Here is a 26,581-nt window from a genome sequence, read left to right as displayed (position 1 = left end):
GGACGATCCTATGCATGGTCAACCGAGCACCCACGAGGGCGAGCCGCGACCGCTGCGCCTCGGCACCCGCCGCAGCGCCCTCGCGATGGCCCAGTCGGGCATGATCGCCCGCGAGGTCACCCGGGTCACCGGCCGCCCCGTCGAGCTGGTGGAGATCACCACCTACGGCGACACCTCCCGCGAGGCGCTCGCGCAGATCGGCGGCACCGGCGTCTTCGTCTCCGCCCTGCGGGACGCGCTGCTGGAGGGCCGGATCGACCTCGCCGTGCACTCCCTCAAGGACCTGCCGACCGCGGCCCCCGAGGGCCTGCGGCTGGCCGCCGTGCCCGAGCGGGAGGACCCGCGCGACGCACTGGTCGCCCGCGACGGCCTCGGCCTGGAGCACCTGGTGGAGAAGCTGGCGGGCCGCCCGGCCCGGATAGGCACCGGCTCCCCGCGCCGGACGGCCCAGCTCAACGCCTGGGCGGCGGCCCGCGGCACCGCCCTGGAGACGGTCGCGATCCGCGGCAACGTCGACACCCGGATCGGCTACGTCGACGGCGGCGAGCTGGACGCCGTGGTGCTGGCCACCGCCGGCCTCAACCGGCTCGGCCGCGCCGCCGAGATCACCGACCACCTCGACCCCGCGCTGATGCTGCCGGCCCCCGGGCAGGGCGCGCTGGCCGTCGAGTGCGTCGACGCCGGCCTGGCCGCCGAGCTGGCCGCGCTGGACCACCGGCCCACCCGGGCCGCCGTGGTCGCCGAGCGCGCCCTGCTGGCCGCCCTGGAGGCCGGCTGCTCCGCCCCCGTCGCGGCTCTCGCGACCTGGGACGGAACCGAACTGCGGCTGGAGGGCGTGGTCGGCACCGTCGACGGCGCCACGCTGCTGAAGATGACCGCCAACGGCCCGATCGTCCTGGACGAGGACGCCGAGCAGCACGCCGCGGCCCTGGGCCGCGCGCTGGCTGACCGGCTGCTCGCCCAGGGCGCGGCCAACCTGATGGGGGAGCGAGCCCGATGAGCCCCACCACCGCCGGCAGCCCGGCCGGCAACCCGGTCCCCACGACCGGTCGTTGCACCTTCCTGGGCGCGGGCCCGGGAGACCCGGGTCTGCTGACCCTGCGCGCCGTCGACGTGCTGGCCTCGGCCGACGTCCTGGTCACCGACCCGCTGACGGCCGCCGCGGTGCGCACCCACTGTCCGTCCGGGGTCCAGGTGCACAGCCCGGCCGAGGACACCGGCCTGGACGTGGCCAAGCTGGTCGCGGACGCGGTCCGGGCCGGCAAGCACGTGGTCCGCACGGTCGACGGCGACCCGGGCCTGGACGGCTGCGCCGCCGAGGAGATGCTGGTCTGCGCCCGCTCGGCGATCCCCTTCGAGGTGATCCCCGGCGTCGCCCAGTCGGTCGGCGTCCCGGCGTACGCGGGCGTCCCGCTGCGCGGCAGCCACGGCGCCGACGTGCGCTTCGTGGACGGCGCCCAGCTGCTGGCCGGCTCCGCCCCCGACCTCGGCGTCCCGGAGACCACCCTGGTGGTGCGCACCACCCTCGGCCAGCTGCCGGCCACCGCCAACGCCCTGGTGGCGGGCGGCCGCAAGCCCGAGTCGGCGCTCTCCGCGACGCTCTCCGGCACCACCACCCGCCAGCGCACCTTCACCTCCACGCTGGCCTCGATCGCGGCCGACCTGAAGGCGGCCCGGGTGCTGCCCTCCCCGGTGTCGGCGCCGGTCGACCCGGCCACCTCGGTGATAGCCGTGGTGGGGGAGCAGGTCGCGCACCGCTCGTCCCACTCCTGGTTCGAGACCAAGCCGCTGTTCGGCTGGAACGTCCTGGTGCCGCGCACCAAGGAGCAGGCCCACGGCCTGTCCGACCAGCTGCGCTCGTACGGCGCGGTGCCGCAGGAGGTGCCCACCATCGCGGTGGAGCCGCCGCGCACCCCGCAGCAGATGGAGCGCGCCATCAAGGGCCTGGTGACCGGCCGCTACGAGTGGATCGCCTTCACCTCGGTCAACGCGGTCAAGGCCGTCCGGGAGAAGTTCGAGGAGTACGGCCTGGACGCCCGGGCCTTCGCCGGCATCAAGGTCGCGGCGGTCGGCGAGACCACCGCGCAGGCGCTGGTGGACTTCGGCGTCAAGCCGGACCTGGTCCCCTCCGGCGAGCAGTCCGCCGCCGGGCTGCTGGAGGACTGGCCGCCGTACGACCCGGTCTTCGACCCGATCGACCGGGTGCTGCTGCCGCGCGCCGACATCGCCACCGAGACCCTGGTGGCCGGTCTGGTCGAGCTCGGCTGGGAGGTGGACGACGTGACGGCGTACCGCACCGTCCGCGCCTCGCCGCCGCCGGCCGAGACCCGGGAGGCGATCAAGGGCGGTGGCTTCGACGCCGTGCTCTTCACCTCCTCCTCCACCGTGCGCAACCTGGTCGGCATCGCCGGCAAGCCGCACAACGTCACGATCATCGCCTGTATCGGCCCGGCGACCGCCAAGACCGCCGAGGAGCACGGCCTGCGGGTCGACGTGATGGCGCCCGCGCCGTCCGCCGGCGCCCTCGCCCAGGCCCTCGCGGAGTTCGGCGCCAACCGCCGGGACACCGCGACGGCCGCCGGTGAGCCGGTCTACCGGCCCAGCGAGCGCCGTCCCGGCTCGCGCCGCAAGGCCGCGCGCTGACACCCCGCCCGGGGAGGCACCGCCTCCCCGGGCCTTCCACCGTTCGGAGTCGCCCCGTGTCCGCCGAGTTCCCGTACGTCCGCCCGCGCCGACTGCGCACCAGCCCGGCGATGCGCCGGCTGGTCGCCGAGACCAGGCTGCACCCGGCCGAGCTGATCCTGCCCGCCTTCGTGCGCGAGGGGATCGACGAGCCGAGGCCGATCACCTCGATGCCGGGCGTCGTCCAGCACACCCGGGACACCCTGCGCAGGGCCGCGGTCGAGGCCGCCGAGGCGGGCCTCGGCGGCATCATGCTGTTCGGCGTCCCCGAGGTGCAGGACGCGGTCGGCAGCGAGGGCACCAACCCGGACGGCATCCTGCAGCAGGCGATCCGCGACGTGGTGGCCGAGGTCGGCGACGCCCTGGTGGTGATGAGCGACCTCTGCCTGGACGAGTACACCGACCACGGCCACTGCGGCGTGCTGGCCGCCGACGGCAGCGTGGACAACGACGCCACCCTGGCCCGGTACGCCGACATGGCCGTGGTGCAGGCCGACGCGGGCGTCCACCTGGTCGGCCCCTCCGGCATGATGGACGGTCAGATCGGCGTGGTCCGGCGGGCCCTGGACGAGGCCGGGCACCAGGAGGTGGGCATCCTCGCCTACACCGCCAAGTACGCCTCGGCCTTCTACGGCCCGTTCCGCGAGGCCGTCGGCTCCTCGCTCAAGGGCGACCGCAAGAGCTACCAGCAGGACCCGGCCAACGCCCGCGAGTCGCTGCGCGAGCTGGAGCAGGACCTCGCCGAGGGCGCGGACCTGGTGATGGTCAAGCCCGCCATGGCGTACCTGGACATCCTGCGGCAGATCGCCGACGCCTCCCCGGTGCCGGTCGCCGCGTACCAGGTCTCCGGCGAGTACGCGATGATCGAGGCCGCCGCCGCCAACGGCTGGGTGGACCGCGAGCGGATCATCCTGGAGACGCTCACCTCGATCCGCCGGGCCGGCGCCGGGCAGATCCTGACCTACTGGGCGCTGGAGGCCGCCCGGATGGTCCGCTGACCCGGCAGCCCTACCCGAAACCCCCTGGGACACGGCCGGAGGCCGGGCTGCGGTGGATCCGCGGCCCGGCCTCCGGTACGTCCCGCCCGGTGTCAGTCGATGACGGCGATGCCCTCGGCGCCGCCCGCGACGGCGGTGGAGGTGGCCCAGCCCCACTGCTGGCCGGCCGCGAAGATGTGGCTGGTCTCCGCCCAGCCGTGCTGCTCGCCGGCCAGGAAGGGCTCGTGTGCGGACGCCACGAACTCGCCACCGCCGCCGGCGGCGACGTGCGCGTACGCGGGGGCGGAGACACCGGCGAGGGCCACCGCGGCGACGGTGGTGAGCAGGGCCTTGCCCAGCATGCTCTTCATGAGAAGTCCTCTCTTGTGCGCGCTCTCGGCACCCTGCGGACAGAGCCGACGGCGCGCGTGACGGGGGAGTCACTACACGTGATCACAATGGTGCGGCGGCCGATGGTCAGTACGCGCCGGATCGACGCGCTGTCACCCGAACGCACCGCAGCCGTACGGGTGTTGGCGGCCCGATAAACGGCAACCGCCGGGCAGGGGGTGAATCCCCCCGGCCCGGCGGTCGCTGCTGCCCGGTAGATCAGCCGATCAGGTGGCTGACGCCACCGTCGCCGCTGCCCACGGTGTTCTGGCCGACGACGCAGGTCTGCTCCGGGTTGTTGTTCAGGGCCTTGACCTCGATCGGCACCGCGGCGCCGATGACGGCGACGGCGATGTTGTGGACCTCCGGCAGGCAGAGGTTCGGGTTGTCGAGGGTGTGGTAGTTCGGGCTGTGGTTGCCCTCGGTGCCGTTGTGGTTGGTGCCACCGTTGCCCTGGCCGGAGACGGCGGCGCCGTCCGAGTCGCCGATGGCCATCGCGGGGGCGGTGGCCATGGTGAAGCCGGCGGCGGCGATACCGGCGACGGCGAGAGCCTTCTTGATCATTTCTTGGGGTTCCTTTTCGGATCTGATGGAGTGGAGCGACTGCCCAACCGGTGGCTCAGATTGGGCCGGTGGAGCGGGCCCGGCCGGGGGAGCGGGCCGGACCCCGGATCTGTGCGGCACGTACGGGTGCCGGACGGGGTGGTGGTGCCGGGCCGGTGGCGCAGGAGTGCCGACCGGCCCGGCGTCGGCCTGGGGAGGCCTCAGCCCACCAGGTGGGACACGCCGCCGTCGCCGCTGCCGAGGGTGCTCTGGCCGACGACGCAGGTCTGCTTCGGCTGGTTGTTCAGAGCGTCGACCTCGACCGGGACCGCGACACCGAGCACGCCGACACCGATGTTGTGGATCTCGGGCAGGCAGAGGTTCGGGTTGTCCAGGAAGTGGAAGTTGGGGCTGTGGTTGCCCCAGGTGCCGGTGGAGTTGGTGCCGCCGTTGCCCTGGATCGAGGCGGCGGAGCCGTCCGAGTTGCCGATCGCGGCGGCGGGGGAGGCGACGGCGGCCAGCGCGGCGGCAGCCAGGCCGACGGAGGCGAAGGTCTTCTTGAGCATGAGCTGAGATACCTCTCTGAATGCTAGGGACGGTCGTCTCGGCGGGCTTGACCGCTGTTTCGTGCAAAGCGTTCAACGAGCGACCCGGTCTGCGGTTGCTAGCCCGTCAGGGGGGATTTCGAAATGCGGCCGACCGTTGAAGACGCGAGGGCTCCAGCGGATCAGCGGTCCGACTCCTGCCGCCGTTCTGGCTGCGACAACCAGCTCAAAGAATCAGCGGCGGGAAAGTTACGGCGGATTGCCCGGTGGGTCCCGGGGATCGCTCGCAGGAGTGTCAGACGGTCGGATTAATAGGCCGTACCGGTTAACTCTCGCAATCCTGGACGGGCGTGGCTCGTTTGGACAGAGTGCTTTCCGCTGCACGGCGGACCCACGCGCGGCGGCGACCGAACCGAACGCACCATCCAACGGTCCACGCACCAATCCACGATCCATGGACAGAACGGTGAACAGCATGAAGCTCTCCAAGCGGGCGACCGGAGCCCTGCTCCTGGCGGTCGGCGCCGGCGTCGTCGCCTCCCAGGGCGCCGCCGCGGCAACCCCCATGACGCCCGAGGAGGTCGCCTCGCTGGAGGACAGCCTGTCCACCCGGACCGTGCCCTTCACGATCCCGCTGAGCGCGCCGACCAGCCAGCTGCCGGTGCTGGCGGAGGGCGGGGAGGTCTCCGGGGCGATCCCGACCTCCCCGCTGATGCCGCCGCCGCCGAAGGCCAACCACCAGCTGATGCCCGAGCAGGTGATCCCCTCGCTGGCCGCCGGCAAGGTCGGGCCCGCCCTGAGGACCACCCTGCCGCTGCCCGCCGCCGCCGACGGCGTCACCCCCGGCACCCTCGGCCTGGACGCGCCCTCGGCCCCGCTGCACGCGGCCGGCCCGGCGCTCGAACTCGGCCAGCCGGTCGCCTACCTCGGCGACCACAGCGGTGAACTGGCGGACGGGATGCTGGCCTTCGGCGAGCTCGACCCGCGGCTGGTGACCGAGGGCGTCCAGGCGGTACCCGGCGCCAGCGCCTCGCTCGGCGGCGACGACAAGCCGGTCTCCGCGGTCGACACCCTGCGCGCGCTCACCGAGGCGGCCGGCACCAGCGTGGACGGCGTGCTGAACCAGGACGTCGAGGCCTGAGGCCCGGCGCCGGCTCCCCGGGCCGCACCCGCCGCCGGGGCCGCCCGCACGACGGAGCCCGGCACCACCCCTCGGGGGCGGTGCCGGGCTCCGTCGTACCGGCCGGCGGGAGCGGCGCGCTCAGCCCGGCAGGGCGCCGAGCAGCGGGCCGACGGCCGGGAGGTCCTTGGCGCCGCCGCCGGCGGTCAGCGGGCCGGTCAGGGTGCCGGTGCCGACGGCGGGCAGGCCGTTGTCGGGCTGGACCCCGACGCCGTTGTTCAGGAAGTCGGCCGAGGACTGCGCCCACGGGTCCAGCCGCAGCGTCTTGACCGGCGCGACGGCGTAGCCGAGGCCGCTGCTGGTGCCCTCCATGGCCTGGCCCAGGTCGGTCGGGGCGAGCCGGGGGGCCGGGAGCTGCGGCAGGGGCAGGCCGCCGGCCGGCTCCACGGGGGCGGCCTGCGCGGCGGGGGCGGCGGCCCCCAGCAGCATCGCCGCGCCGATCGCGGCCAGCGCGCCGGTGCCGGTCGTCTTGAGTGCCATGCGGAATCAACCCTTCGGTGGGTGCTGGTGGTTGGGCGCGTCGCGCCGGGCGGCCCGACGCGAACTGCCCCCCGGCCAGGGCCGGGGGGCAGCGACGCGAGGCGGGGCCGGATCAGCGGGTGATCAGCAGTCCTCGTCCATCACGGGGGCCGGGTCCGTGTGCGGCATGTCGACGTTGGCGCAGGAGTTGCCGAACGCCGGGTTCAGGGCGCCGATCACGTTGATCGAGTTGCCGCACAGGTTCACCGGGACGTGCACCGGGATCTGGACCGAGTTGCCGGACAGCACGCCGGGCGAGTTGGTGACGACGCCCTCGGCACCGGCGCTGGCGGCCGCACCGCCGGCGGCACCGAGCACCAGGCCGGCCGCGGTGGCGGAGAGGAGGGCGGCCTTCTTCACGTTCTGCATGGGAGTTGATCTCCTAGATCAAGCACGGGGAGGGGTGCGCCGCACCACCCGGGCGGGTGGTGCGGCGCGGGCACAGCTGCGTCAGCCGACGTTGGCGCAGGAGTTGCCGAACGCCGGGTTGAGGATGGAGATGACGCCGATCGAGTTGCCGCAGACGTTCACGGGGATGTGCACCGGGATCTGGATCGAGTTGCCGGAGAGCACACCGGGGGAGTTGGCGACGACGGCCTCGGCGCCCGAGCTGGCGGACGCGCCGCCGGCCGCACCGAGGACCAGGCCCGCGGCGGCGAGCGAGAGGGCGGCAGCCTTCTTGAAGTTGCGCATAGGTTTCTTCCTCCGTTTTCTGCCCGGCCGTGGCAGGCCGGGTGCCGGGCGAATCAGCATCATCGCCCGCTGGCTTCTGGATGCGCCGTGATTGTCACTCACGCGGCTCAGGGATTGCGTGTCGCCCGTGGCGTGGGCGGAGGCGGGCCGCGCAGTGGTGCGCCTCGCGGTCATTTCTCGCACGGCCGAGAGACAACCGCACTCCGGCGCGTCCAGGAGAGTGTTTCGAAGGACCAGGAATCAAGCCCGAATTGACGGGCCGTCGGCCACGTCGTGTTGTTCGGGGGCAGTCCTGGCGTCCGCGCGCTCTCCTGGGGTCGAGGTCCCCGGGGACCGCGGCGGGCCGGTCCGTACGGCGGTGCCGGTGACGGGGCGCCGGTGCGGGCCGGCCCGCTCGGGGGATCAGCCCGCGTTCAGGCAGGAGTTGCCGAACGCCGGGTTGAGCAGGCCGACGATGTCCACGGTGTTGCCGCACAGGTTGACCGGCACGTGCACCGGCACCTGGAGGGAGTTGCCGGAGAGGACACCGGGGGAGCCGGCGACGACGCCCTCGGCACCGGCGCTGGCGGACGCACCGCCGGCCGCACCGAGCAGCAGGGCCGCAGCCGCGGCGGAACCGAACGCGCCGTAGGCGAGCTTGCGCATGGGAGGTCTCATTTCTTCGCCCGAGGGCGAGCACCGGTTGGAGCGGGTTTCGCCAGGGAGAACGAGACAGCGGCCGCCGGGAAACGGGCGGGTCGGTTGATCACCCGAATGCCTTCATTGGTGCAACCGGGTGAATGTGGCGGGGGTGGCGCAACTGGAGCATCGGGCCTTCGTTGGGAGTGGTGCACGCCCTGTGCCCTTCCGTGCTGGGCCATGCTGCACGGCAATTGGAAGATCTGATTTTTCGAGGAGACTCAAATGAGCGTCAAGAAGGCTGCCGCTGTCGGCGCCGCCGTCGTCGGCATCGTTGCGGCTGGTGCGGGCTCCGCTGCCGCGAGCGCGGGCGCCGAGGGCGTTACGGCCGGCTCCCCGGGCGTGGCCTCCGGCAACCAGCTCCAGGTGCCGGTGCACATCCCGGTCAACGTGTGCGGCAACTCGGTCGACATCATCGGCCTGCTGAACCCGGCGTTCGGCAACTCCTGCGCCAACGTCGGCTGACACAGGCCCCCAGGCCGTAGCCGGCCTGCTGGTCGATTCCGCAGCATCCGGGCCGCTGCTCCGTCTCTCCCCCTCCTGAGACGCGGAGCGGCGGCCCTGCCGTGTCCGGAGTTCCGACCGTCGTGACCCTTGTTGCGTTACTTGCCAGTACCTAACATATGAGCCTGACTCATGTTCTGCCTCCCGCCCGTCGGCCGTCGACCCCCACCTCGGCCCGGGCGGGCGCCGTTCCACGCTCCATGCTCCGCGCCGCCCGGCGCACGCCGGGTGGCCCCCACCCCTCAAGGAGTCATGCGTGATCAGGTCTCGACTGTCAGGTCTGCACAGGGGCAGGCCGGTGGCGCTGCTGGCGGCGGCCGGACTGTCCCTCGCCCTCGGGCTCGGTGCGATGCCCAGCGCCACCGCCGCCGACGGGCCGACGGCCGCCCGGGCCGACCGGCTGCCCGCGATCGTCGCCCTCGGGGACAGTGCGATCTCCGGCGAGGGCGCCGGCACCGACACCGGTGACGACTACGTCCCCGGCACCGACACCCCCGCCAACTACTGCCACCGCAGCACGAAGTCGGAGATATTCGCCACCGGCCTGGCCGGACTCACCCCGGTCGACCTGGCCTGTTCCGGCGCGCAGACCGGCGACCTGGTCAGCGACCCGGAGCTGGCGAAGATCACCGGCGGCGGCAGCGGTGACTTCGGCGAGCCCAAGCAGGACGTCCAACTCGCCCAGGTGGCAGGCCAGTACGACGTCAAGATGGTGGTCGTCACGATCGGCGCCAACGACGACTTCGACTTCAGCGGCATCATGCTCAGCTGCCTGGCGCAGTACTTCCCGATCCCCAAGTCGCAGGGCTGCCGCGACACCATCGGCACCCCGGAGATCGCCCGCCGGGCCGAGGGCGTCAAGCCCAAGGTGATCGCGGCGCTCACCGACATCCGCAACACCATGCGCCGGGCGGGCTACCAGGACTCCTCGTACCAGCTGGTCTACCAGTCGTACTTCACGCCGATCACCCCCGACATCCGGCGCAACGACTACGTCGGCAAGGTCGCCGACGGCTGCCCGGCCTTCCCCGAGGACCTGGCCTGGGGGCACAACCTGGTGGTCCCGATGCTCAGCGACGCGCTGCGGCAGTCCGCGAGCCAGGTGCCGGGGGTGCGCTACCTCGACCAGCGCCGGGTCAGTTACGGCCACGAGGTCTGTGCGGAGTGGACCAGTTCGCCGTACGAGTACACCAACGGTGACGTGATCGACGTCTCGGAGCGCACCCGCAACGGCTGCGACCAGGAGATCGGCATCCCCGGCGTCTGCATGAACATGGTCCGCCAGTCGTACCACCTGCGGGTCGCCGGCTACCAGGGCGAGGCCCGCTGCCTGGCCCAGTTCTACCAGCAGCCCGCGCTGGAGCAGGCGTTCTGCAGCCTGAACCAGCAGAACACCACCTCGATCACGGCGCTCACCCCCGGCCGGCCGTTCCCGGACACGCCCGAGGACGGCTCCTGGTACCAGCTGACCAACGCGGCCACCGGCAAGGTGCTCGACTTCGCCGGCGGCGGGACGTACGGCGACGCCACCAACGGCCGCAGCGCCATCGTCTATCCGGCGGCCGGCAGCCTGAACCAGTCCTTCGTCCTGGAGATCAAGTCCGACGGCAGCTACGAGCTGGACTTCAGCGGCAACCGGGACATGTGCCTGGACGCCACCGGCGCCTCCACCGCGCCGGGCACCCGGCTGGTCCAGTGGCGCTGCAACGGCGGCGGGAACCAGCACTGGGTGCTGAAGCCGGCCGGCGACGGCACCTACAAGCTCGCCGACTCGATGGACCAGGGCAAGGTCGCGGCGGCCTCCGGCGACACCGACGGCGGGGGCAACCCGCTGGTCGAGCTGGCCGCCGACAGCGGCGCCGACAGCCAGCACTGGCGGCTGGAGAAGCTGGGCATCGTCTACCTGCACGGCTGACCGGCCGCGGGTGGGACCGGCCTGCGGTCCCACCCGTCCGGGCCGTCGCGATATCGTCGTCCGATGCCCTCCGACCTCGCTGAACTGGCCCGATACGCCGCCGCGCTGAACGCCGGCGAACTGGCGTGGGCCCACGCCGCCGGCCGGCTGGACGCCGACGACACCCGCTGGCTGGCCTTCCTGCGCCGCTGCGACCTGGACACCGCGGCCGGTGAGTTCGCCCGGCTCGAACACCTGGAGGACGACGCCGAGCTGCTCGCCGCCTGCCGGGAACTGGCCGACGCCGGGGACGGGGCCGGCCGGGTCTGGGCCTACCTCGACGACTGCGCGGCGGGCGCGCCGCCGGCCGCGGGCCGGCAGGAGTTCCTGCTCGACCGGGCCGCCGCGGGCCTCGGCATGGACTGGACCTCCCCCTCCGCGCTGATGGGCACCGACCGCCCCGAGGAGGTCGACGCCGCCCTCGACCGGCAGGACCCCAACGCCGGGATCGCCCTGATCGGCCTCGCCGTCACCAACCCCGACCCGGACGCGGTGCTCGCCCGGATCGCCCGCGCGCTGGCCGTCCCCGCGACCCGGCCGCAGGCCGTCACCGCCCTCGCGCACACCGCCCGCCTGCACGGCACCGTCGACGCGGCCTGCCTCGACCTGCTGCGCACCGTGCCCCGCGGCAACGAGGCCGACGACGACCTGTGGGCCTTCGTCCCGCGCCGCCGCCTGCCCTGGTGGCTCTGGCGCCACCAGCTCTTCGGCCGCTTCAGCCGCGGCTGACCTCCGCCGCCGCCCCACCGCCCCGGCCGCGCCCACCGCCCCGGCCACCGCCGCCCTCGACCACGACCACCGACCGCACCCGCGGCCCCGCCGGCCGGGCCGCGTCCGGCCGGTCCACGTTCCACTCCCGGGGCAGCGGGTGCCCGCAGACGGCGCAGTCGAACTCCTCGTCCCGGACCACGTTGACCTGTCCGCAGCCCGGGCAGCGCCGGAACTCGAAGGCGTGCTCGAGGCCGCCCCCGTGCGGCACCCCGGCCCGGTCGAGCGCGGCGGCCACCTCCGGCCAGCAGGACGGCCGCGGGCAGTAGCCGGTGGACTGGTTGGTCACCGCCCCGGCGGCCCACCCGTCCCGTTCCCGGACGAAGGTGATCTCGCCCGCCGCCCGGACCGGGCCTCCCGCCGCGCAGCCCACGTGCTCGCTGCGGCGGGGCGCCAGCCGGAGTGCACCGCCGGGGTCCACCACGTAGGTGAACGGCTCGGCCAGCTCCTCCGGGTCGCGGTCGGCCAGCCAGGCGGCCAGGTCGGCGGGTGAGCGGACGGGCGTGCCGGGACGGTCGGTGGACACCAGGTCAGGGGGCCCGACGTAGCGGTAGAGGCTCGGCATCCGGCCAGCAGACCACGTCGGCCCGGACGGCGCCAGGGCGGCGGGCGTGCTTCGGTGCGGGTCCGCCCCGCGTCCGGCGGCTCGGTGACGGGAGGTCAGGGCGCGGGTCGACGGAGGTGCGAAAGGTCCCCCAATTGGTCTAGTCCACTCATTGACATCGGGTCGCACGCACCCCAATAGTGGTCCACCAGCCGACCACCACAAGGAGCCTGACGTGCCCTCTCCTTCCGCAGCCGACTTCGCGGCCGCCGCCCACGCCGCCATCGATCGTGTCACCAAGGAGCAGGCCGACGGGGTGGTCGCCGCGGCCGAGCTGATCGCCGCCGCCCTCGCCGCCGACGGCGTCGTCCAGGCCTTCGGCACCGGGCACTCCGAGGCCCTGGCGATGGAGATCGCGGGCCGGGCCGGGGGCCTGGTCCCCAGCAACCGGATCGCCCTGCGCGACGTGGTGCTGCGCGGCGGCCGCCCGGTCGAGATCCTCGAGGGCCCGCAGCTGGAGCGCGGCACCGAGTCCGCCGCCCTGCTGTGGGAGCTCACCGCCCCGCACCCGGCCGACGTCTTCGTGCTGGCCTCCAACTCCGGCGTCAACGGCTGCGTGGTCGAACTCGCGCACCTCGCCAAGCGCCACGGCCACCCGCTGATCGTCATCACCTCCGCCGAGCACACCGCCCGGGTCGAGCCCAAGCACCCGTCCGGGCTGCGCCTGCGCGACCTCGCCGACGTCGTCCTCGACAACGCGGCCCCGTACGGCGACGCCGTGCTCCCGATGGCCGGCGGCGGCAAGGCCTGCGGCATCTCCTCGATCACCGCCGCCCTGCTCGCCCAGCAGATCGTCGCCGAGGTGATCCGCCGGATCGAGGACGGCGGCGGCGTCCCGCCGGTCTACCTCTCGGCCAACATCCCCGGCGGTGACGAGCACAACCGCGCCCTGGAGGCCCGCTACGCCGGCCGCATCCGGCGCGCCTCGTGACGACGGGCCCCCTCGTCCTCGGCCTGGACGTCGGCGGCTCCACCACCCGGGTGCTGGTCGCGGACCTCACCGGCCGCATCCTCGGCACGGCCCGCGGCGCCGGCGGCAACCCCGTCTCCAACGGCGAACCCGCCGCCCTCCGGGCGATCGGCGAGACCCTGCGCGCCGCGCTCGCCGACGTCGACCCGGCCGACGTGGCCGCCGGGGTGCTCGGGCTGGCGGGCGGCATGGCGGGTGGCATGGCCGGCGGCGCGGCGGGCGGCGCGGCGGGCGGGGTGGCCGGCACCGCGGCGCTCGACGGCCTCTGGCCCGCCGCCGGGCTCCCGCGCCCGCCCCGGCTGACCGGCGACGTCGAACTGGCCTACGCGGCCGGTACCAGCAGTCCGACCGGTACCGCGCTGATCGCCGGGACGGGTGCGGTCGCGGCCCGGATCGAGGACTTCGCCACGGCCCGCTGCGCGGACGGCCACGGCTGGCTGCTCGGCGACCGCGGTTCGGGCTTCTGGCTCGGCCGGGCCGCCGTGAGCGGCACGCTGGCCGCCGTCGACCGCGGCGAACTCCCCCCGGCCGGCCTGGCCGCGGAGGTGGTCCGCGCCCTGCTGCCGGTCCCGGTCGCGGCCGACCGGCTGCGCGGCGCCCTGATCGGCGCGGTCCACGCCGAGCCGCCGGTACGGCTGGCCCGGCTCGCCCCCCTCGTGCTGGCCGGGGCCCGCGCGGGCGACCCGGACGCCGGGCGGCTGGTCGAGCAGGCGGCCGGCCACCTGCTCGACACCCTCGCCACCGTCCGGGAGCCCGCCTCCCGGCTGCCGGTGGTGCTGGCGGGCGGAGTGCTGGCACCGGGTACGCCGCTGGCCGACACGGTCCGGGCCCGGGTCACCGAGCGCTGGCCGGACGTCGTCGTCACCCACGCCGGCAGCGGTGCGGGCGCCGCCGCCTGGCTCGCGGCCCGCACCCTCGGTACGCCCGCCGCCGACCTGGCCGCGCTGCACCGCGGGCTGGTCGCCGGCCCGGCCTGAGCCGACGCGGGTTCCCGGTCCCAGGCCGTCACCCGTCCTCTCGCCGTCACCGGTCGTCAGGTCACCTGCTCTCAGATCACCGGTCCTCAGATCACCGGTCCTCAGATCACCGATCGGGCGGTGTTGTGGGCCCATCCGTCCGACTTCGGGCGGGTTTCCGCAGGTGGGCGGGGTGCACCTGAGGGGGGGCAGCGCGCGGGTTGTCCTTCCGATCCCCTAAGGTCTGGCGACACCGCCTGTCCAGCCCACCATGAGGAACGACGTTGACGACCCCGCCGACCCCGCCCGCCGCCGAGACCCCCGCCGACAGCGACCAGCCGAAGCCCGAGGAGCAGCCGAAGCCCGAGGGCCAGCCGGCGCCGCAGGCCGGGGCCGCGGCCGACGGTCAGCCGACGGCCGCCCAGCCCGAGCCGCAGCCGTACGGCGCCTACCCGCCGCTCGGCCACCACCAGCCCGAGGCGCCGAAGAAGAAGGGCCTCAAGTCCGCTCTGATCGGCCTGGTCGCCGTCGTCGTCGCCGCGGGGCTCGCACTGTTCGCCGCGGCCTACTTCATGAAGGACCAGCCGGCGAGCGCCAAGGCCGGCGACTGCGTCCACAACTCCGGGTCCGACACCAAGCCCGACGTGAAGGTCGTCGACTGCAAGTCGGCCAACGCCGACCTCAAGGTCCTCAAGGTGGTGCACAGCTCCAACGAGCAGGAGTGCGACACCGAGGACGGCGTCGAGTTCACCTACACCGAGGAGCGCCGGAGCAGCATATTCATCCTCTGCCTCGGCAAGAACGGCTGATCCGCCCGCCTGCCGTACCGATGACGCCGCAGCGTCGTCGGTACGGCGGGCGGCGGGAAATCCGTGGCGCCGCGTCCGGCGGCGCAGTTGAATGCCCGGATGCAGAACGACATCTGGGCCGCCCTGCCCGTGGACGTCAGGTCCGCGGTGGACGCGCTGGTGCGCCGGGACCGGCGGATCCACGCGGTGCAGGTGATCCGCGAGGCCTTCGCGCAGGGCGCGAAGCCGGGCCTGAACGAGGCGCTCGACGTGGTGGTGGAGCGCTACCGGGTGCTGGAGCAGCCGCTGTTCACCCCGACCGCGCCGCTCGACCTCGGGAAGCTGACCGCCGCGGTCGACGCTCTGCCGGTGCGGCCCGACGCGATCGAGGCGCGCTGGGACGGTGACACCGACGGCTGGTTCGTCGTCCTGTTCGCGGTGACGGCCGATCCCCGGCGGCAGTTCGAACTCGCGGTCAGCCGGCTCGGCACCGACCTGCGGCTGTTCAACGGCGAGGCCCCGCCGTGGCCGGAGGCCGCGGAGGCGCGCGAGGTGGGCGGGGAGCTGGCCCGGCAGCTGGGCGTACCGTTCGCCTTCGCCTCCCCGGAGCAGCCCGACGACACGGCACCCCGCTGGTGGGACGGCCGCTGACGGCGTCCCGGTGCGCCGATGCCACCGGAACCGGCACCGGCCGGCGCCCTCACAGGTCGACGATCTCCGCCGCGAACACGGTGCCCAGCGGCTCCGGACCGATGTACTGCTGGCAGTTGCACCGCCGGGCCTCGTACTGCAGCGGCTTGCGCTCGGCGTCCCAGGCGGTCGGGGCCTCGACCGTCTCGTGGCACTTGCCCTGCCGGTCGTGCTTGGCGAGGTGGTGGGTGCAGCCGCAGACCGGCTCCGGCGGCCGGCTGGCCGCGTCCAGCGCCAGCTGCCGGCGCTCGGCGGCCCGGTGCAGCTCCAGCTTCCGCTTGTGGCGGGTCTTCAGCGCACTCCGGACGTTCTCACTGATCCAGCCCCCGCCGAAGATCACGCCCGGGATCAGCATCCATGCCCAGCCACCCATGCCCACGACTCCCCCCGCCGACCGTCCCCCTCAGCTTAGGGCCGGACGCCGGGCCGGGGGAGGCCCGGGGGCGGGCCGGGCGGGCCGCCGCGCTCAGGCGCTCGCGCCGTCCACCAGCGCGGCGATGGCCGGGGCGGGCCAGAGGTATTCGACCGCCGTCAGCTCGAAGCCCGGGAACCGCACCGGCTGGCGCTCGGCCGCGATGCCGCCCTGGCGTTCGTAGAAGGCCCGCGCGCGGGTGTTGTGCTCCAGCACTTCCAGGTACATGGCCCGGGCCGGATGGGTCCGGACCATCCGGTCGAGCAGGTGGCCGACGATCGCGTGGCCGACGCCGGAGCCGATCCGGTCGGCGCGCACGTGCAGGTTGTCGAGGAGGATCCGGCCGTCCGGTTCCGGCACCAGGTAGGCGAACCCGAGCAGCGTGGGCCCGTCCTCGGCCAGGGCGAGGTAGGGGTCCTCGCCGTTGTCGCGACCGGCCCCGGGCCCGTCCAGCCGGTCCCGCCACAGGGTCCGCTGATCCCCGGGCACCGCGTCCCGCAGGTAGTCCGCGGGCATGATCCCGGTGTACGCGCTCTGCCAGCTGGCGGTGTGGAGGCGGGCGACCGCCTCGGCGTCCCCGGAGCCCCCCGTGCGTATCCTCACCACCCGGATCATGCCACAGCCCACCCCGGCGCCCCGCGGCCCGTCCTGACGCCTCCTCAGCGGGGGTGCCGGGCCCCGGGCCGGGAGCCGCGGGTCAGGGCCAGACCAGGCAGTACAGCTGGTGGCCCGCCTCGTGGAGGCGGTTGGCGAAGTCCTGCCACTCGTGCAGCATCTGGTAGATCACGAAGGCGTCCCGCGGCCCGCGCCGGTCCGGCACCGTGGACCAGATGAAGGCGGCGGCTCCGAGTTCCATCTCGTCGGCCCGGCGCAGCGGCTCGACCACGGTCTGCGGCAGCTGGACCACCGCGTAGTCGGGGTGCAGCACGACCAGCTCCAGCGGCGGCACCTGGTGCAGCGGCACGCCCTGGATGCCGGTGAGCACCATGGCGCTCATCGTCTCCGGCTTGATCTTGGTGGAGAGGTGGCCGTTGGGGGAGCCGCTGGTCTCCATCAGGTCGCCGAGGCGCCCCAGCGAGCCGAGCTCGCCCGCGTCCAGACCGAGCCCGCCCGGTCCGAGGGCGGTGGGGACTCTGGCGGCGGTGGCCCGGTCGGGCGCGCCGAAGTACTTGTAGGTGACCCCCACTCTGCCCTCACCCCGCCTTCCCCTGCCCGCTCCCGTTCCCCCGCCCGCGGCTCGGGCGGACCTGTGGGAACCACCCACGGCCTCGTCGGAGCCGTCCTGCGCCTCGGACACTCGGACCATCCTCACCGGAATTCGCCGGAATCGACAGACCCCCACACGCTCGGTGTCCCTCCGAACGTGCCCTTTACCCGTCTCGCGCTGCCGTACACGGCCGGACCGCTCGGTCCGTCCGCACCGCCCGGCCGTGAGGCCGACCCGGCCCGGCGGCTTCACCGGGCGCGGCGGCCCCGCGGGGAGGCCGGCAGACCCCGGCGGTCCGCAGTGGAGGCCGGTAGTACGGATAACCGTACCTCTGGTCGGGCCCGGCGGGCGGCGGCAGTACCCGGATCATCGTTCCAGATGATCGGCTCCGACATGCAGAGGTCAAGGACACGATTTGAGAGCATGTCCGGGTAACCCGACCTGAGGACGCAGTCGATGAGCGAGCCGATGAACGAACCGAAGCGCTACCCGTACGAAGCCCCCCAGTCCCAGTCGCTGTTCGAGCGGGCCGCCGAGGTCACGCCCGGAGGCGTGAACTCGCCGGTGCGCGCGTTCAAGGCGGTGGGCGGAACCCCGCGGTTCATGGTGTCCGGCAGCGGTCCCTACCTGACCGACGCGGACGGCCGCGACTACGTCGACCTGGTGTGTTCCTGGGGTCCGATGATCCTCGGGCACGCCCACCCGGCGGTGGTCGAGGCCGTTCAGCAGGCGGTGGCCCGCGGCACCTCGTTCGGCACGCCCGGCCAGGGCGAGGTGGAGCTGGCGGAGGAGATCGTCGCCCGGATCGCCCCGGTCGAGCAGGTCCGGCTGGTGTCCAGCGGCACCGAGGCGACCATGTCGGCGATCCGGCTGGCCCGCGGCTTCACCGGCCGGGCCAAGATCGTCAAGTTCGCGGGCTGCTACCACGGTCACGTGGACGCGCTGCTCGCCGCCGCCGGTTCCGGGGTGGCGACGCTCGGCCTGCCCGACACCCCCGGGGTGACCGGCGCGCAGGCCGGCGACACCATCGTGCTGCCGTACAACGACCTGGAGGCGGTCCGGCAGGCCTTCGCCGCGCACCCCGGCCAGATCGCCTGCGTGATCACCGAGGCCTCGCCCGGCAACATGGGCGTGGTCCCGCCGCTGCCCGGCTTCAACCGGGGACTGGCGGAGCTGTGCCGCGCCGACGGCGCCCTGTTCATCTCCGACGAGGTGATGACCGGTTTCCGCGTCTCGAAGGCCGGCTGGTACGGCCTGGAGGCGGCGCACGAGGGCTGGGCCCCCGACCTGCTGACCTTCGGCAAGGTGATGGGCGGCGGCTTCCCGGCGGCGGCCTTCGGCGGCCGGGCCGACGTGATGGCGTACCTCGCCCCGGCGGGCCCGGTCTACCAGGCGGGCACCCTGTCCGGTAACCCGATCGCCACCGCGGCCGGCCTCGCCCAGCTGCGCGGCTGCACCGACGAGGTGTACGCGACCGTCGACCGGGTGTCGGCCGAGATCTCCGGCCTGGTGTCCGCCGCGCTCACCAAGGAGGGCGTGACGCACCGGCTGCAGACGGCGGGGAACATGTTCTCGGTCTTCTTCACCGACGAGCAGGTCACCAACTACGACGAGGCCCGGCGCCAGCAGGCGTTCCGCTTCAACGGCTTCTTCCACTCGATGCTGAGCCAGGGCGTCTACCTGCCGCCGTCCGCCTTCGAGTCGTGGTTCGTCTCGGCCGCGCACGACGAGCGGGCCATCGAGCGGATCGCCGCCGCCCTGCCCGCCGCCGCCCGCGCGGCCGCCGAGGCCCAGCCGGCCTGAGGGCCGTCCGTCCCGGGCACGCCGCCCGCCGCCCGACGCAACCACCCGAAGCACCGAGGAGAGCAGTGAGCGCCAAAGAGACCACCGTCGTCCACCTGATGCGGCACGGCGAGGTGCACAACCCGGAGGGCGTGCTGTACGGCCGCCTGCCGGGCTACCACCTCTCGGAGCTGGGCCGGCAGATGGCCGACCGGGTCGCCGAGCACCTGGCCGGCCGGGACATCACCCACGTGGTGGCCTCGTCGCTGGAGCGGGCCCAGGAGACGGCCGCCCCGATCGCCAAGGTCCACGGCCTGGACGTGGCCGTCGACGACGGCCTGATCGAGGCGGAGAACATCTTCCAGGGCAAGACCTTCGGCGTCGGCGACGGCTCGCTGAAGAACCCGGCCTACTGGCGCTACCTCACCAACCCGTTCAAGCCCTCCTGGGGCGAGCCGTACCTCGACCAGGTGGTGCGGATGATGGGCGCGCTGGCCAAGGCCAGGGACGCGGCGCGCGGGCACGAGGCGGTCTGCGTCAGCCACCAGCTGCCGATCTGGGTGGTCCGCTCGTTCGCCGAGCGCCGCCGGCTGTGGCACGACCCGCGCAACCGGCAGTGCTCGCTCGCCTCGCTGACCAGCTTCACCTACGAGGACGACCGGATCGTCTCGATCGGCTACCGCGAGCCCGCCCGCGACCTGCTGCCGGCCCACCTGGTCGGCAAGGGCCGCAAGGGCGACAAGCCGGTCGGGAAGAGCTTCGGGGCGTAGGTCACACCCGGGCCGCCGAGGTGAAGGCGAAATGACCGCTCTAAACGGATCATAAGCATAAGAACCGCAGCTCAGAGGGGGTCCGACGGACAACGCCGGACCCCCCTGAACCGCCCTGGAGTCCCATGCGAAACTTTTCACATGTCTGGGACGCACCCCCGCCGCCTCCGCCTCGCCGCCACCCTCGGCGCGGCCGCCCTGCTGGCCGTGGCCGGCTGCAGCTCCACCGGGAGCAGCAGTGAAGGCCAGGCCGGCTTCATCGCCGGCAAGGGCGGCATCGACACCGCCGTGGCCTCCGCGCGCCGCCCGGCCCCGGACATCTCCGGCGTCGGCCTGGACGGCGGCAACCTGAAGCTCTCCGACTACCGCGGCAAGGTCGTGGTGCTCAACATCTGGGGCTCCTGGTGCGGCCCCTGCCGGGCCGAGGCGAAGAACCTCGAGGAGGTGCACCAGGCCCACCAGGGCGACGGCGTGCAGTTCCTCGGCATCAACACCCGGGACACCGACCCGGCCAACGCGGTCCGCTTCGAGCAGGAGAAGGGCATCACCTTCCCCAGCATCTACGACCCGGCCGGCGCCGAGATCCTGAAGTTCCCCAAGGGCACCCTCAACCCCTCGGCCATCCCCACCACCATCGTGGTCGACCGCCAGGGCCGGCTGGCCGCCCGCTCGCTGCACCCGCTCACCACCGAGGACCTCGAGGCGATGCTGAAGCCGGTCCTCGCGGAGCAGCAGTGACCACCGGGCTGCTCGCCGCCGCGTACACCAACGAGACGGTCTCCAGCGGCGCCCTGCTGCTCGCCGCCCCGATCGCGCTGGCGGCCGGGCTGATCTCGTTCTTCTCCCCGTGCGTGCTGCCGCTGCTGCCCGGCTACCTGAGCTACGTCACCGGCTTCTCGGCCGCCGACCTGGCCTCGGCGAAGGGCGGCCGGCGCGGCCGGATGCTGCTCGGGGTGGGCCTGTTCGTGCTCGGCTTCAGTGTGGTGTTCATCTCGATGGGCGCGCTGTTCGGCCACTTCGGCCAGAACCTGAAGGACCACCAGCGGGCGATCGACGTGGTGCTCGGGGTGCTGACCGTGCTGATGGGCCTGGCCTTCATGGGGCTGGTGCCCGGCTTCGCGCTGCGCGAGCTGCGGCTGCACCACCGGCCGGCGGTGGGGCTGGCCGGGGCGCCGCTGCTCGGCCTGGTCTTCGGGGTGGGCTGGACGCCGTGCCTGGGCCCGACCCTCTCCTCGATCCAGGTCCTCTCCTTCAACCAGGCCAGTGCGGGGCGCGGCGCCTTCCTGACGGCGGTCTACTGCCTCGGGCTGGGCGTACCGTTCATCCTGGCCGCCCTGGCCTTCCGCCGGGCCCTGGGGGCCTTCGGCTGGGTCAAGAACCACTACCAGCTGGTGATGCGGATCGGCGGCGGCATGCTCGTCGTGGTCGGCGTGCTGCTGGTGACCGGCGCCTGGGACACCCTGGTGAACCAGCTTCAGTACGCCACCGGCGACTTCTCGATCGGAATCTGACCGTGAGCGACACCCGCACGGGGCACCGTACGCCCGCCGACGAGACGGCGGAGCAGGCCGCGGAGCGGCTCAGCAGCGCCCCGGCCGAACCCGGCGAGGGGGACGGCCCCGGCGCCGGCCCGGCCGGTCTGGGCGTCCTCGGCTGGGCCCGCTGGACCTGGCGCCAGCTGACCTCCATGCGGGTCGCGCTGATCCTGCTGTTCCTGCTCTCGCTGGCCGCCATCCCCGGCTCGCTGATCCCGCAGAACAGCCAGAACGCCTTCAAGGTGCAGACCTGGAAGGCCGCGCACCAGGGCATCGCCCCGCTGTACGACAAGCTGCAGCTGTTCGACGTGTACAGCTCGGTCTGGTTCTCCTCGATCTACATCCTGCTGTTCGTCTCACTGGCCGGCTGCATCGTGCCCCGCACCTGGCAGTTCGTCGGTGTGCTGCGCGCGGCTCCGCCGGCGGCCCCGCGCAACCTCGCCCGGATGCCGGTCTACGCGGCCTGGCACACCGACGCCGACGCCGAGTCGGTCAACGCGGCCGGGCACCGGCTGCTGCGCCGGCGGGGCTTCCGGGCCCACCGGTCCGGCACCGGCGCGGTGGCCGCGGAGAAGGGCTACCTGCGCGAGGTCGGCAACCTGCTGTTCCACTTCTCGCTGTTCGCGCTGCTGGCCGGGTTCGCCTGGGCCTCGCTGGCCAGCGGCCAGGGCGGCAAGCTGCTGGTCGAGGGCCAGGGCTACTCCAACACCACGACCCAGCTGGACGACTTCACCGGCTCGTGGGCCTACACCGCGGACGACCTGGACGCCTTCGGCTTCAACCTGGACAGCTTCAGCGCCCGCTACCAGACCAGCGGCGACCAGGTCGGCAGCGCCCGGGACTTCACCGCGCACATCCGGTACTGGAACGGCACCGACAGCAGCAAGCTGACCAACGGGACCATCCAGGTCAACCACCCGCTGGAGATCGGCAGCAGCAAGGTCTTCCTGATCGGCCACGGCTTCGCGCCGGTGGTGACGGTCCGCAACGCGAAGAACGAGATCGTCTACCGCGGCCCGACGCCCTTCCTGCCGCAGGACTCCAACGCCACCTCCACCGGCGTGATCAAGGTCAGCGACTACGGCACCGGGCCCGACGGCACCAAGACCATGCTGGGCTTCAACGGCTACTTCCTGCCCACCGCCCCGGAGAACTTCGAGAAGACCGGCCCGGTCTCGCTCTTCCCCGACGCGGCCGACCCGATGCTGGTGCTGACCGCCTACCAGGGCGACCTGGGCACCGACACCGGCAACCCGCAGAACGTGTACCAGCTCGACACCAAGCACATGACCCAGCTGAAGCAGGACGGCGACATCGCCCGCGCCCGCCTCAAGCCGGGCCAGGCCTGGGAGCTCCCGGACGGCTACGGCACCGTCACCTTCGAGGGCTACCAGCAGTGGGCCAGCTTCAACATCTCGCACCGGCCCGGCAACGCCGTCGCACTGACCGGTGCGGTCTGCGCCATCCTCGGCCTGATCGGCTCGCTGTTCGTGCAGCGCCGCCGGATCTGGGTCCGGGCCACCACCGGCCCGGACGGCCGCACCCTGGTCGAGGTGGCCGGCCTCGCCCGCAGCGAGTCCGCCCGTACCGCGGAGGAGCTGGCGGAGTTCGCCGTCGACCTCCAGGACAGCGCCCCCGCCCTGGACGACGACGACCCGGCCGACGATCCGGCCGGCACCCCGCCCGGCGGCCCGCCCGCCGGCCCCACCGACGACCCCGCGGACCCCGCAGCCCCCGCCGACCCGGACTCCAAGGAGTAGACGGTGCATCTCGCCTCGGTCGACCCCCAGCTGGCCGACCTCTCCAACAAGCTCATCTACTCGGCCATGGCCGTGTACACCCTGGCCATGCTGGCCCACCTGGTCGAGTGGACCTTCGGCAGCAAGGGCGCGGTCGCGCTGCGCTCCGCCGAGCAGTCCAGCCTGGCCGAGACGGTCGCGGCCGCGGACGAGGGCGGCAAGGCCGTCCGCAAGGTGACCGTGAAGGTCGCCACCGCGAGCGGCGGCACCGCCACCCTGACCCGCACCGCGCTGGCCGACGCCGGCGCCACCGTGGTGACCAGCGGCCGCGGCGAGGACGAGGCCCCGGACGGGCCGGGCGCCGCCGGCACCAGCGAGAAGGGCGACCTGGCGGGCCGGATCGCGATCTCGCTGACCGTCCTCGGCGCGCTGCTGCACGCCGGCGGGGTGCTCTCCCGCGGGCTGTCGGTGATGCGCTGGCCGTGGGGCAACATGTACGAGTTCTCCTGCGCCTTCGCCCTCACCATGGTGCTCGCCTACCTGGGCCTGCTGGCCGCGAAGAAGAACGCCCGCTGGCTCGGCCTGCCGGTGATCCTCGCCGCGCTGGTCACCCTCGGCGTGGCGGTCACCAACCTCTACACCGACTCCGAGCAGCTGGTCCCGGCCCTGCACTCGTACTGGCTGGGGATCCACGTCTCCACCGCGATCATCTGCGGCGGTGCCCTCTACGCGGGCTTCGTCACCACCGCGCTGTTCGTCGGCAAGGACGCGTACGAGCGCCGGGTGGCGGCCGGCCTGCCCGGCGGCCCGCTGCGGATCCCGGTGACGGTCTGGCAGCGGCTGCCCGCCGCCGCGACCCTGGACAAGCTGTCCTACCGGATCAACGCCTTCGTCTTCCCGCTGTGGACCTTCACCATCATCGCGGGCGCGATCTGGGCCGAGTCGGCCTGGGGCAAGTACTGGGAGTGGGACCCGAAGGAGACCTGGTCCTTCATCACCTGGGTCGCCTACGCCGCCTACCTGCACGCCCGTGCGACCGCCGGCTGGCGCGGCCGCAAGGCCGCCTACCTGGCCCTGCTGGCCTTCGCGTGCTGGCTGTTCAACTACTACGGGGTCAACATCTTCGTCACCGGCAAGCACTCGTACGCCGGGGTCTGACCGCCCGCACCGGTGCCGGGCGGGTCCCAGGACACCGCCCGGTGCCGGCCGGGCGAGCACGCGGTGAACAGCCGCAGAACAAGATGTCGTACACGGATCAAGGCTGAGGAACCGTCACCTCGGTCGTTATCAGGACGTGCTCCGGCGCCGAGTTTGCCGCCCGCCCACGGGTGGCAGACCGAGGCGGGGCACGTACCGGATCGTTCGAGCAGCCGCGAGGAGGGCCGCGCCATGGAGAGCGACGAGGTCATGCTGACCGTACGGATCACCGCCGCGGAGAGGGCTCTGCTCCGCAGACTGGCGCAGGGCCATCGCAGCGACGTCTCCGAGGTGGTCGCCGACGGTCTGCTGGACGTCCTGCCGACGCTGCACTGCAGCGCGGACGCACACCGGCTGCTGGCGGCGCTCACCGCCCCGGCGCCGTGCGCGCAGACGGTCTGGCTGCCGGCCGCGCTGGCCGACCTGCTGGTCCCGGCCGCGGCCCGGATCGCCCAGGTGACCGGCGCGCCGCTGCGCCCGGCCGCACCGCCGGCCTGGCGCCTGGGCGGCGCCCCGAGCGCCATGCTCGGCGCCGCCGTACGGCTCTGGCTGACCCAGGACCCGCAGCGCCTCGCGGACAACCTCAGCGTGATGCACGAAGGCCGCCCGACCGCCCTGGTGGCGGCCTGAGCGGCCTGCGAGGCCCGTGGTGACGGGCGGGGGTGGTCAGGCGGCCTGCTGCCAGCTGACGGGGGAGTAGTACGCCGGGCGGCGCTCCAGGCGCTGCCAGTTGGCGATCGGCTCGACGGCGCGGGCCGCCGCGGCCTGCTGGCCGGCCGCGGCGCGGGCCAGCAGCACGGCGGTCAGGGCGGCCAGCTCCTCGTCGTTCAGCGAGCCGCGGACGATGCGGACAAGAGGTTCGGCGCTGCTGCTCATGGTCCTGGTTTCTCCCCCGGTTCGGATGCTGACGGCTGGTGGCGTGCGGTGCTGCGCGTGCGGTGTGGTGGGCCGCCCGGCTACATCGGCGGGTTGCCGTGCTTGCGGCTGGGCAGGTCGGCGTGCTTGGTGCGGAGCATGGCGAGGGCGGAGGCGAGGACGGTGCGGGTCTCGGCCGGGTCGATGACGTCGTCGACGAGGCCGCGTTCGGCCGCGTAGTACGGGTGCATCAGCTCGCTCTTGTACTCCTTGATCTTCTGGGCGCGCATCGCGTCGGGGTCCTCGGCGCCGTTGATGTCGCGGCGGAAGATGACGTTCGCGGCGCCCTCGGCGCCCATCACGGCGATCTCGTTGGTCGGCCAGGCGTAGGACAGGTCCGCGCCGATCGAGCGGGAGTCCATCACGATGTACGCGCCGCCGTACGCCTTGCGCAGGATCAGCTGGATCCGCGGCACGGTGGCGTTGCAGTACGCGTACAGCAGCTTCGCGCCGTGCCGGATGATCCCGTCGTGCTCCTGGTCCACACCCGGCAGGAACCCGGGCACGTCCAGCATGGTGATCAGCGGGATGTTGAACGCGTCGCACATCTGCACGAACCGGGCGGCCTTCTCCGACGCGTGGATGTCCAGCACCCCGGCCAGCGACTGCGGCTGGTTGGCGATGATGCCCACCACATGCCCGTCGATCCGCGCCAGCGCGCAGATCACATTGGTCGCCCACCGCTCGTGCACCTCGAGGTACTCGCCGTGGTCGACGACCTCCTCGATCACCTTGCGCATGTCGTACGGCCGGTTGCCGTCCGCCGGCACCAGGTCCAGCAGCGCGTCGCCCCGCCGCTGCACCGGGTCGTCGTTCGGCTGCACCGGCGGCATCTCCCGGTTGTTCTGCGGCAGCAGCGACAGCAGGAACCGCACCTCCTCGATGCACGACTGCTCGTCGTCGTACACGAAGTGCGACACCCCGGACACCGTGGAGTGGACGTCCGCGCCGCCCAGGCCGTTCTGCGAGATCTTCTCGCCGGTCACCGCCTGCACCACGTCCGGGCCGGTGATGAACATCTGCGAGGTCTCCCGCACCATGAACACGAAGTCCGTCAGCGCCGGCGAGTAGGCCGCGCCGCCCGCGCACGGGCCCAGCATCACCGAGATCTGCGGGATCACCCCCGACGCCCGGGTGTTGCGCTGGAAGATCCCGCCGTACCCGGCGAGCGCCGTGACGCCCTCCTGGATCCGGGCACCCGCGCCGTCGTTCAGCGACACCAGCGGCGCACCCGCCGCGATCGCCATGTCCATGATCTTGTGGATCTTCTGCGCGTGCGCCTCACCCAGCGCACCGCCGAAGATCCGGAAGTCGTGCGCATAGGTGAACACCGGCCGCCCGTGCACCGTCCCCCACCCGACGACCACGCCATCGGTGTGCGGCTTCTTCGCCTCCAGGCCGAAACCCTGCGCCCGGTGCCGACGCAACGGCTCCACCTCGTTGAACGAACCCTCGTCCAACAACAGCGCGATCCGCTCACGCGCGGTCAGCTTCCCCTTCGCGTGCTGCGCCTCGGTGGCCTTCTCGCTCGGGCCACGGCGGACCTGCTCCCGAAGGTCGTGCAGCTCGGCCACCCGACCCCG

Annotated in this window: 31 protein-coding genes; 18 read left to right on the top strand and 13 right to left on the bottom strand. The window is 73.3% G+C overall.

Features of this window, described 5'->3' with window-relative positions; genetic code table 11:
• Positions 1-10 precede the first annotated feature (10 nt).
• From hemC to hemB, 3 genes are read left to right on the top strand one after another with little or no spacing between them, the layout of a single operon-like run.
• Positions 11-1,000 carry a hydroxymethylbilane synthase gene (gene hemC / locus AC2TEW_RS28375; protein WP_484626205.1) on the top strand — a complete coding sequence of 330 codons (990 nt, stop codon included), beginning with the start codon at positions 11-13 and terminating at the stop codon, positions 998-1,000.
• Positions 997-2,643 (top strand): bifunctional uroporphyrinogen-III C-methyltransferase/uroporphyrinogen-III synthase, encoded by a 1,647-nt coding sequence (locus AC2TEW_RS28370; RefSeq protein WP_484626204.1) that lies wholly within the window; start codon positions 997-999, stop codon positions 2,641-2,643. Before hemC ends, AC2TEW_RS28370 begins: the two co-directional genes overlap by 4 nt.
• A gap of 56 nt (positions 2,644-2,699) precedes the next feature.
• Entirely contained in the window at positions 2,700-3,680 is a 981-nt protein-coding gene (gene hemB, locus AC2TEW_RS28365; RefSeq protein ID WP_484626203.1) for a porphobilinogen synthase, read from the top strand.
• 92 nt (positions 3,681-3,772) lie between these two features.
• Here the strand turns inward: hemB and AC2TEW_RS28360 are convergent, their stop codons facing one another.
• From AC2TEW_RS28360 to AC2TEW_RS28350, 3 genes are all read right to left on the bottom strand, one after another.
• Positions 3,773-4,030 carry a hypothetical protein gene (locus AC2TEW_RS28360; protein ID WP_033819490.1) on the bottom strand — a complete coding sequence of 86 codons (258 nt, stop codon included), beginning with the start codon at positions 4,028-4,030 and terminating at the stop codon, positions 3,773-3,775.
• A gap of 238 nt (positions 4,031-4,268) precedes the next feature.
• Positions 4,269-4,613, bottom strand: a complete 345-nt coding sequence (locus AC2TEW_RS28355) for a hypothetical protein (protein ID WP_033819489.1) — start codon at positions 4,611-4,613, stop codon at positions 4,269-4,271.
• 200 nt (positions 4,614-4,813) lie between these two features.
• Entirely contained in the window at positions 4,814-5,158 is a 345-nt protein-coding gene (locus AC2TEW_RS28350; protein WP_033819488.1) for a hypothetical protein, read from the bottom strand.
• A gap of 433 nt (positions 5,159-5,591) precedes the next feature.
• On the opposite strand from AC2TEW_RS28350, the gene AC2TEW_RS28345 reads away from it, so the two are divergent.
• Complete coding sequence (locus AC2TEW_RS28345) at positions 5,592-6,278, top strand: hypothetical protein (RefSeq protein WP_484626202.1); 687 nt, start codon at positions 5,592-5,594, stop codon at positions 6,276-6,278.
• 120 nt (positions 6,279-6,398) lie between these two features.
• On the opposite strand, the gene AC2TEW_RS28340 is transcribed toward AC2TEW_RS28345, so the two are convergent.
• The 4 genes from AC2TEW_RS28340 to AC2TEW_RS28325 form a co-directional block, all read right to left on the bottom strand.
• The gene (locus tag AC2TEW_RS28340; protein ID WP_484626201.1) at positions 6,399-6,797 is read right to left on the bottom strand and encodes a hypothetical protein; all 399 of its coding nucleotides are present in this window, start codon (positions 6,795-6,797) and stop codon (positions 6,399-6,401) included.
• 123 nt (positions 6,798-6,920) lie between these two features.
• On the bottom strand, positions 6,921-7,205 hold the full coding sequence (locus AC2TEW_RS28335) for a chaplin (RefSeq protein ID WP_484626200.1): 285 nt from the start codon (positions 7,203-7,205) through the stop codon (positions 6,921-6,923).
• Positions 7,206-7,286: 81 nt separating this feature from the next.
• Positions 7,287-7,529, bottom strand: a complete 243-nt coding sequence (locus AC2TEW_RS28330; RefSeq protein WP_033819484.1) for a chaplin — start codon at positions 7,527-7,529, stop codon at positions 7,287-7,289.
• Between the two features lie 402 nt (positions 7,530-7,931).
• Complete coding sequence (locus AC2TEW_RS28325; protein ID WP_033819483.1) at positions 7,932-8,174, bottom strand: chaplin; 243 nt, start codon at positions 8,172-8,174, stop codon at positions 7,932-7,934.
• 258 nt (positions 8,175-8,432) lie between these two features.
• Between AC2TEW_RS28325 and AC2TEW_RS28320 the strand changes: the two genes are divergently transcribed.
• From AC2TEW_RS28320 to AC2TEW_RS28310, 3 genes are all read left to right on the top strand, one after another.
• Positions 8,433-8,672, top strand: coding sequence for a chaplin (locus tag AC2TEW_RS28320; protein WP_033819482.1), 240 nt, complete (start codon positions 8,433-8,435; stop codon positions 8,670-8,672).
• Positions 8,673-8,967: 295 nt separating this feature from the next.
• Positions 8,968-10,626, top strand: coding sequence for an RICIN domain-containing protein (locus AC2TEW_RS28315; protein ID WP_484626199.1), 1,659 nt, complete (start codon positions 8,968-8,970; stop codon positions 10,624-10,626).
• A 63-nt stretch (positions 10,627-10,689) separates the two neighbouring features.
• Positions 10,690-11,394 (top strand): hypothetical protein, encoded by a 705-nt coding sequence (locus tag AC2TEW_RS28310; protein ID WP_484626198.1) that lies wholly within the window; start codon positions 10,690-10,692, stop codon positions 11,392-11,394.
• Here AC2TEW_RS28310 and AC2TEW_RS28305 read toward each other — a convergent pair.
• The gene (locus AC2TEW_RS28305) at positions 11,381-11,998 is read right to left on the bottom strand and encodes a hypothetical protein (RefSeq protein ID WP_484626197.1); all 618 of its coding nucleotides are present in this window, start codon (positions 11,996-11,998) and stop codon (positions 11,381-11,383) included. The two genes, AC2TEW_RS28310 and AC2TEW_RS28305, sit on opposite strands and share 14 nt — an antisense overlap.
• A gap of 214 nt (positions 11,999-12,212) precedes the next feature.
• Between AC2TEW_RS28305 and AC2TEW_RS28300 the strand changes: the two genes are divergently transcribed.
• The 4 genes from AC2TEW_RS28300 to AC2TEW_RS28285 all read left to right on the top strand — a co-directional run bounded on the left by AC2TEW_RS28300 (position 12,213) and on the right by AC2TEW_RS28285 (position 15,402).
• Complete coding sequence (locus AC2TEW_RS28300) at positions 12,213-12,968, top strand: sugar isomerase domain-containing protein (RefSeq protein ID WP_484626196.1); 756 nt, start codon at positions 12,213-12,215, stop codon at positions 12,966-12,968.
• On the top strand, positions 12,965-13,984 hold the full coding sequence (locus AC2TEW_RS28295) for an N-acetylglucosamine kinase (protein WP_484626195.1): 1,020 nt from the start codon (positions 12,965-12,967) through the stop codon (positions 13,982-13,984). Before AC2TEW_RS28300 ends, AC2TEW_RS28295 begins: the two co-directional genes overlap by 4 nt.
• Positions 13,985-14,247: 263 nt before the next feature.
• The gene (locus AC2TEW_RS28290) at positions 14,248-14,772 is read left to right on the top strand and encodes an LppU/SCO3897 family protein (protein WP_484626194.1); all 525 of its coding nucleotides are present in this window, start codon (positions 14,248-14,250) and stop codon (positions 14,770-14,772) included.
• 99 nt (positions 14,773-14,871) lie between these two features.
• Complete coding sequence (locus AC2TEW_RS28285; RefSeq protein WP_484626193.1) at positions 14,872-15,402, top strand: hypothetical protein; 531 nt, start codon at positions 14,872-14,874, stop codon at positions 15,400-15,402.
• 49 nt (positions 15,403-15,451) lie between these two features.
• Here the strand turns inward: AC2TEW_RS28285 and AC2TEW_RS28280 are convergent, their stop codons facing one another.
• From AC2TEW_RS28280 to AC2TEW_RS28270, 3 genes are all read right to left on the bottom strand, one after another.
• Entirely contained in the window at positions 15,452-15,814 is a 363-nt protein-coding gene (locus AC2TEW_RS28280) for a hypothetical protein (RefSeq protein ID WP_484626192.1), read from the bottom strand.
• Positions 15,815-15,907: 93 nt separating this feature from the next.
• The gene (locus tag AC2TEW_RS28275; RefSeq protein WP_484626191.1) at positions 15,908-16,456 is read right to left on the bottom strand and encodes a GNAT family N-acetyltransferase; all 549 of its coding nucleotides are present in this window, start codon (positions 16,454-16,456) and stop codon (positions 15,908-15,910) included.
• A gap of 94 nt (positions 16,457-16,550) precedes the next feature.
• Positions 16,551-17,159 (bottom strand): hypothetical protein, encoded by a 609-nt coding sequence (locus tag AC2TEW_RS28270; RefSeq protein ID WP_484626190.1) that lies wholly within the window; start codon positions 17,157-17,159, stop codon positions 16,551-16,553.
• A gap of 357 nt (positions 17,160-17,516) precedes the next feature.
• Between AC2TEW_RS28270 and hemL the strand changes: the two genes are divergently transcribed.
• The 7 genes from hemL to AC2TEW_RS28235 all read left to right on the top strand — a co-directional run bounded on the left by hemL (position 17,517) and on the right by AC2TEW_RS28235 (position 24,713).
• Positions 17,517-18,863, top strand: a complete 1,347-nt coding sequence (gene hemL, locus AC2TEW_RS28265; protein ID WP_484626189.1) for a glutamate-1-semialdehyde 2,1-aminomutase — start codon at positions 17,517-17,519, stop codon at positions 18,861-18,863.
• Between the two features lie 98 nt (positions 18,864-18,961).
• Positions 18,962-19,612, top strand: a complete 651-nt coding sequence (locus tag AC2TEW_RS28260) for a histidine phosphatase family protein (RefSeq protein WP_484626287.1) — start codon at positions 18,962-18,964, stop codon at positions 19,610-19,612.
• Between the two features lie 141 nt (positions 19,613-19,753).
• A complete protein-coding gene (locus AC2TEW_RS28255; RefSeq protein WP_484626188.1) occupies positions 19,754-20,350 on the top strand; it encodes a TlpA family protein disulfide reductase in 597 nt (198 codons plus the stop codon).
• A complete protein-coding gene (locus tag AC2TEW_RS28250; protein WP_484626187.1) occupies positions 20,347-21,123 on the top strand; it encodes a cytochrome c biogenesis CcdA family protein in 777 nt (258 codons plus the stop codon). The genes AC2TEW_RS28255 and AC2TEW_RS28250 overlap by 4 nt, the downstream gene beginning before the upstream one ends.
• Before the next feature lie 2 nt (positions 21,124-21,125).
• Complete coding sequence (gene resB / locus AC2TEW_RS28245; protein WP_484626186.1) at positions 21,126-22,907, top strand: cytochrome c biogenesis protein ResB; 1,782 nt, start codon at positions 21,126-21,128, stop codon at positions 22,905-22,907.
• Between the two features lie 66 nt (positions 22,908-22,973).
• Positions 22,974-24,044: a c-type cytochrome biogenesis protein CcsB gene (gene ccsB, locus AC2TEW_RS28240; protein WP_484626286.1), complete on the top strand. Its 1,071-nt coding sequence runs from the start codon at positions 22,974-22,976 to the stop codon at positions 24,042-24,044.
• 231 nt (positions 24,045-24,275) lie between these two features.
• Complete coding sequence (locus AC2TEW_RS28235; protein WP_484626185.1) at positions 24,276-24,713, top strand: hypothetical protein; 438 nt, start codon at positions 24,276-24,278, stop codon at positions 24,711-24,713.
• Between the two features lie 36 nt (positions 24,714-24,749).
• On the opposite strand, the gene AC2TEW_RS28230 is transcribed toward AC2TEW_RS28235, so the two are convergent.
• Positions 24,750-24,959: an acyl-CoA carboxylase epsilon subunit gene (locus AC2TEW_RS28230; RefSeq protein ID WP_033823358.1), complete on the bottom strand. Its 210-nt coding sequence runs from the start codon at positions 24,957-24,959 to the stop codon at positions 24,750-24,752.
• A gap of 80 nt (positions 24,960-25,039) precedes the next feature.
• Positions 25,040-26,581: acyl-CoA carboxylase subunit beta (locus tag AC2TEW_RS28225; protein ID WP_484626184.1), on the bottom strand; the 1,542-nt coding region annotated here is incomplete at its 5' end.

The sequence above is a fragment of the Kitasatospora sp. NEAU-CNBT7 genome (assembly GCF_057220535.1).
Note: the sequence above shows the minus strand (reverse complement) of the source record. Positions and strands in the feature narration are given on the sequence as shown.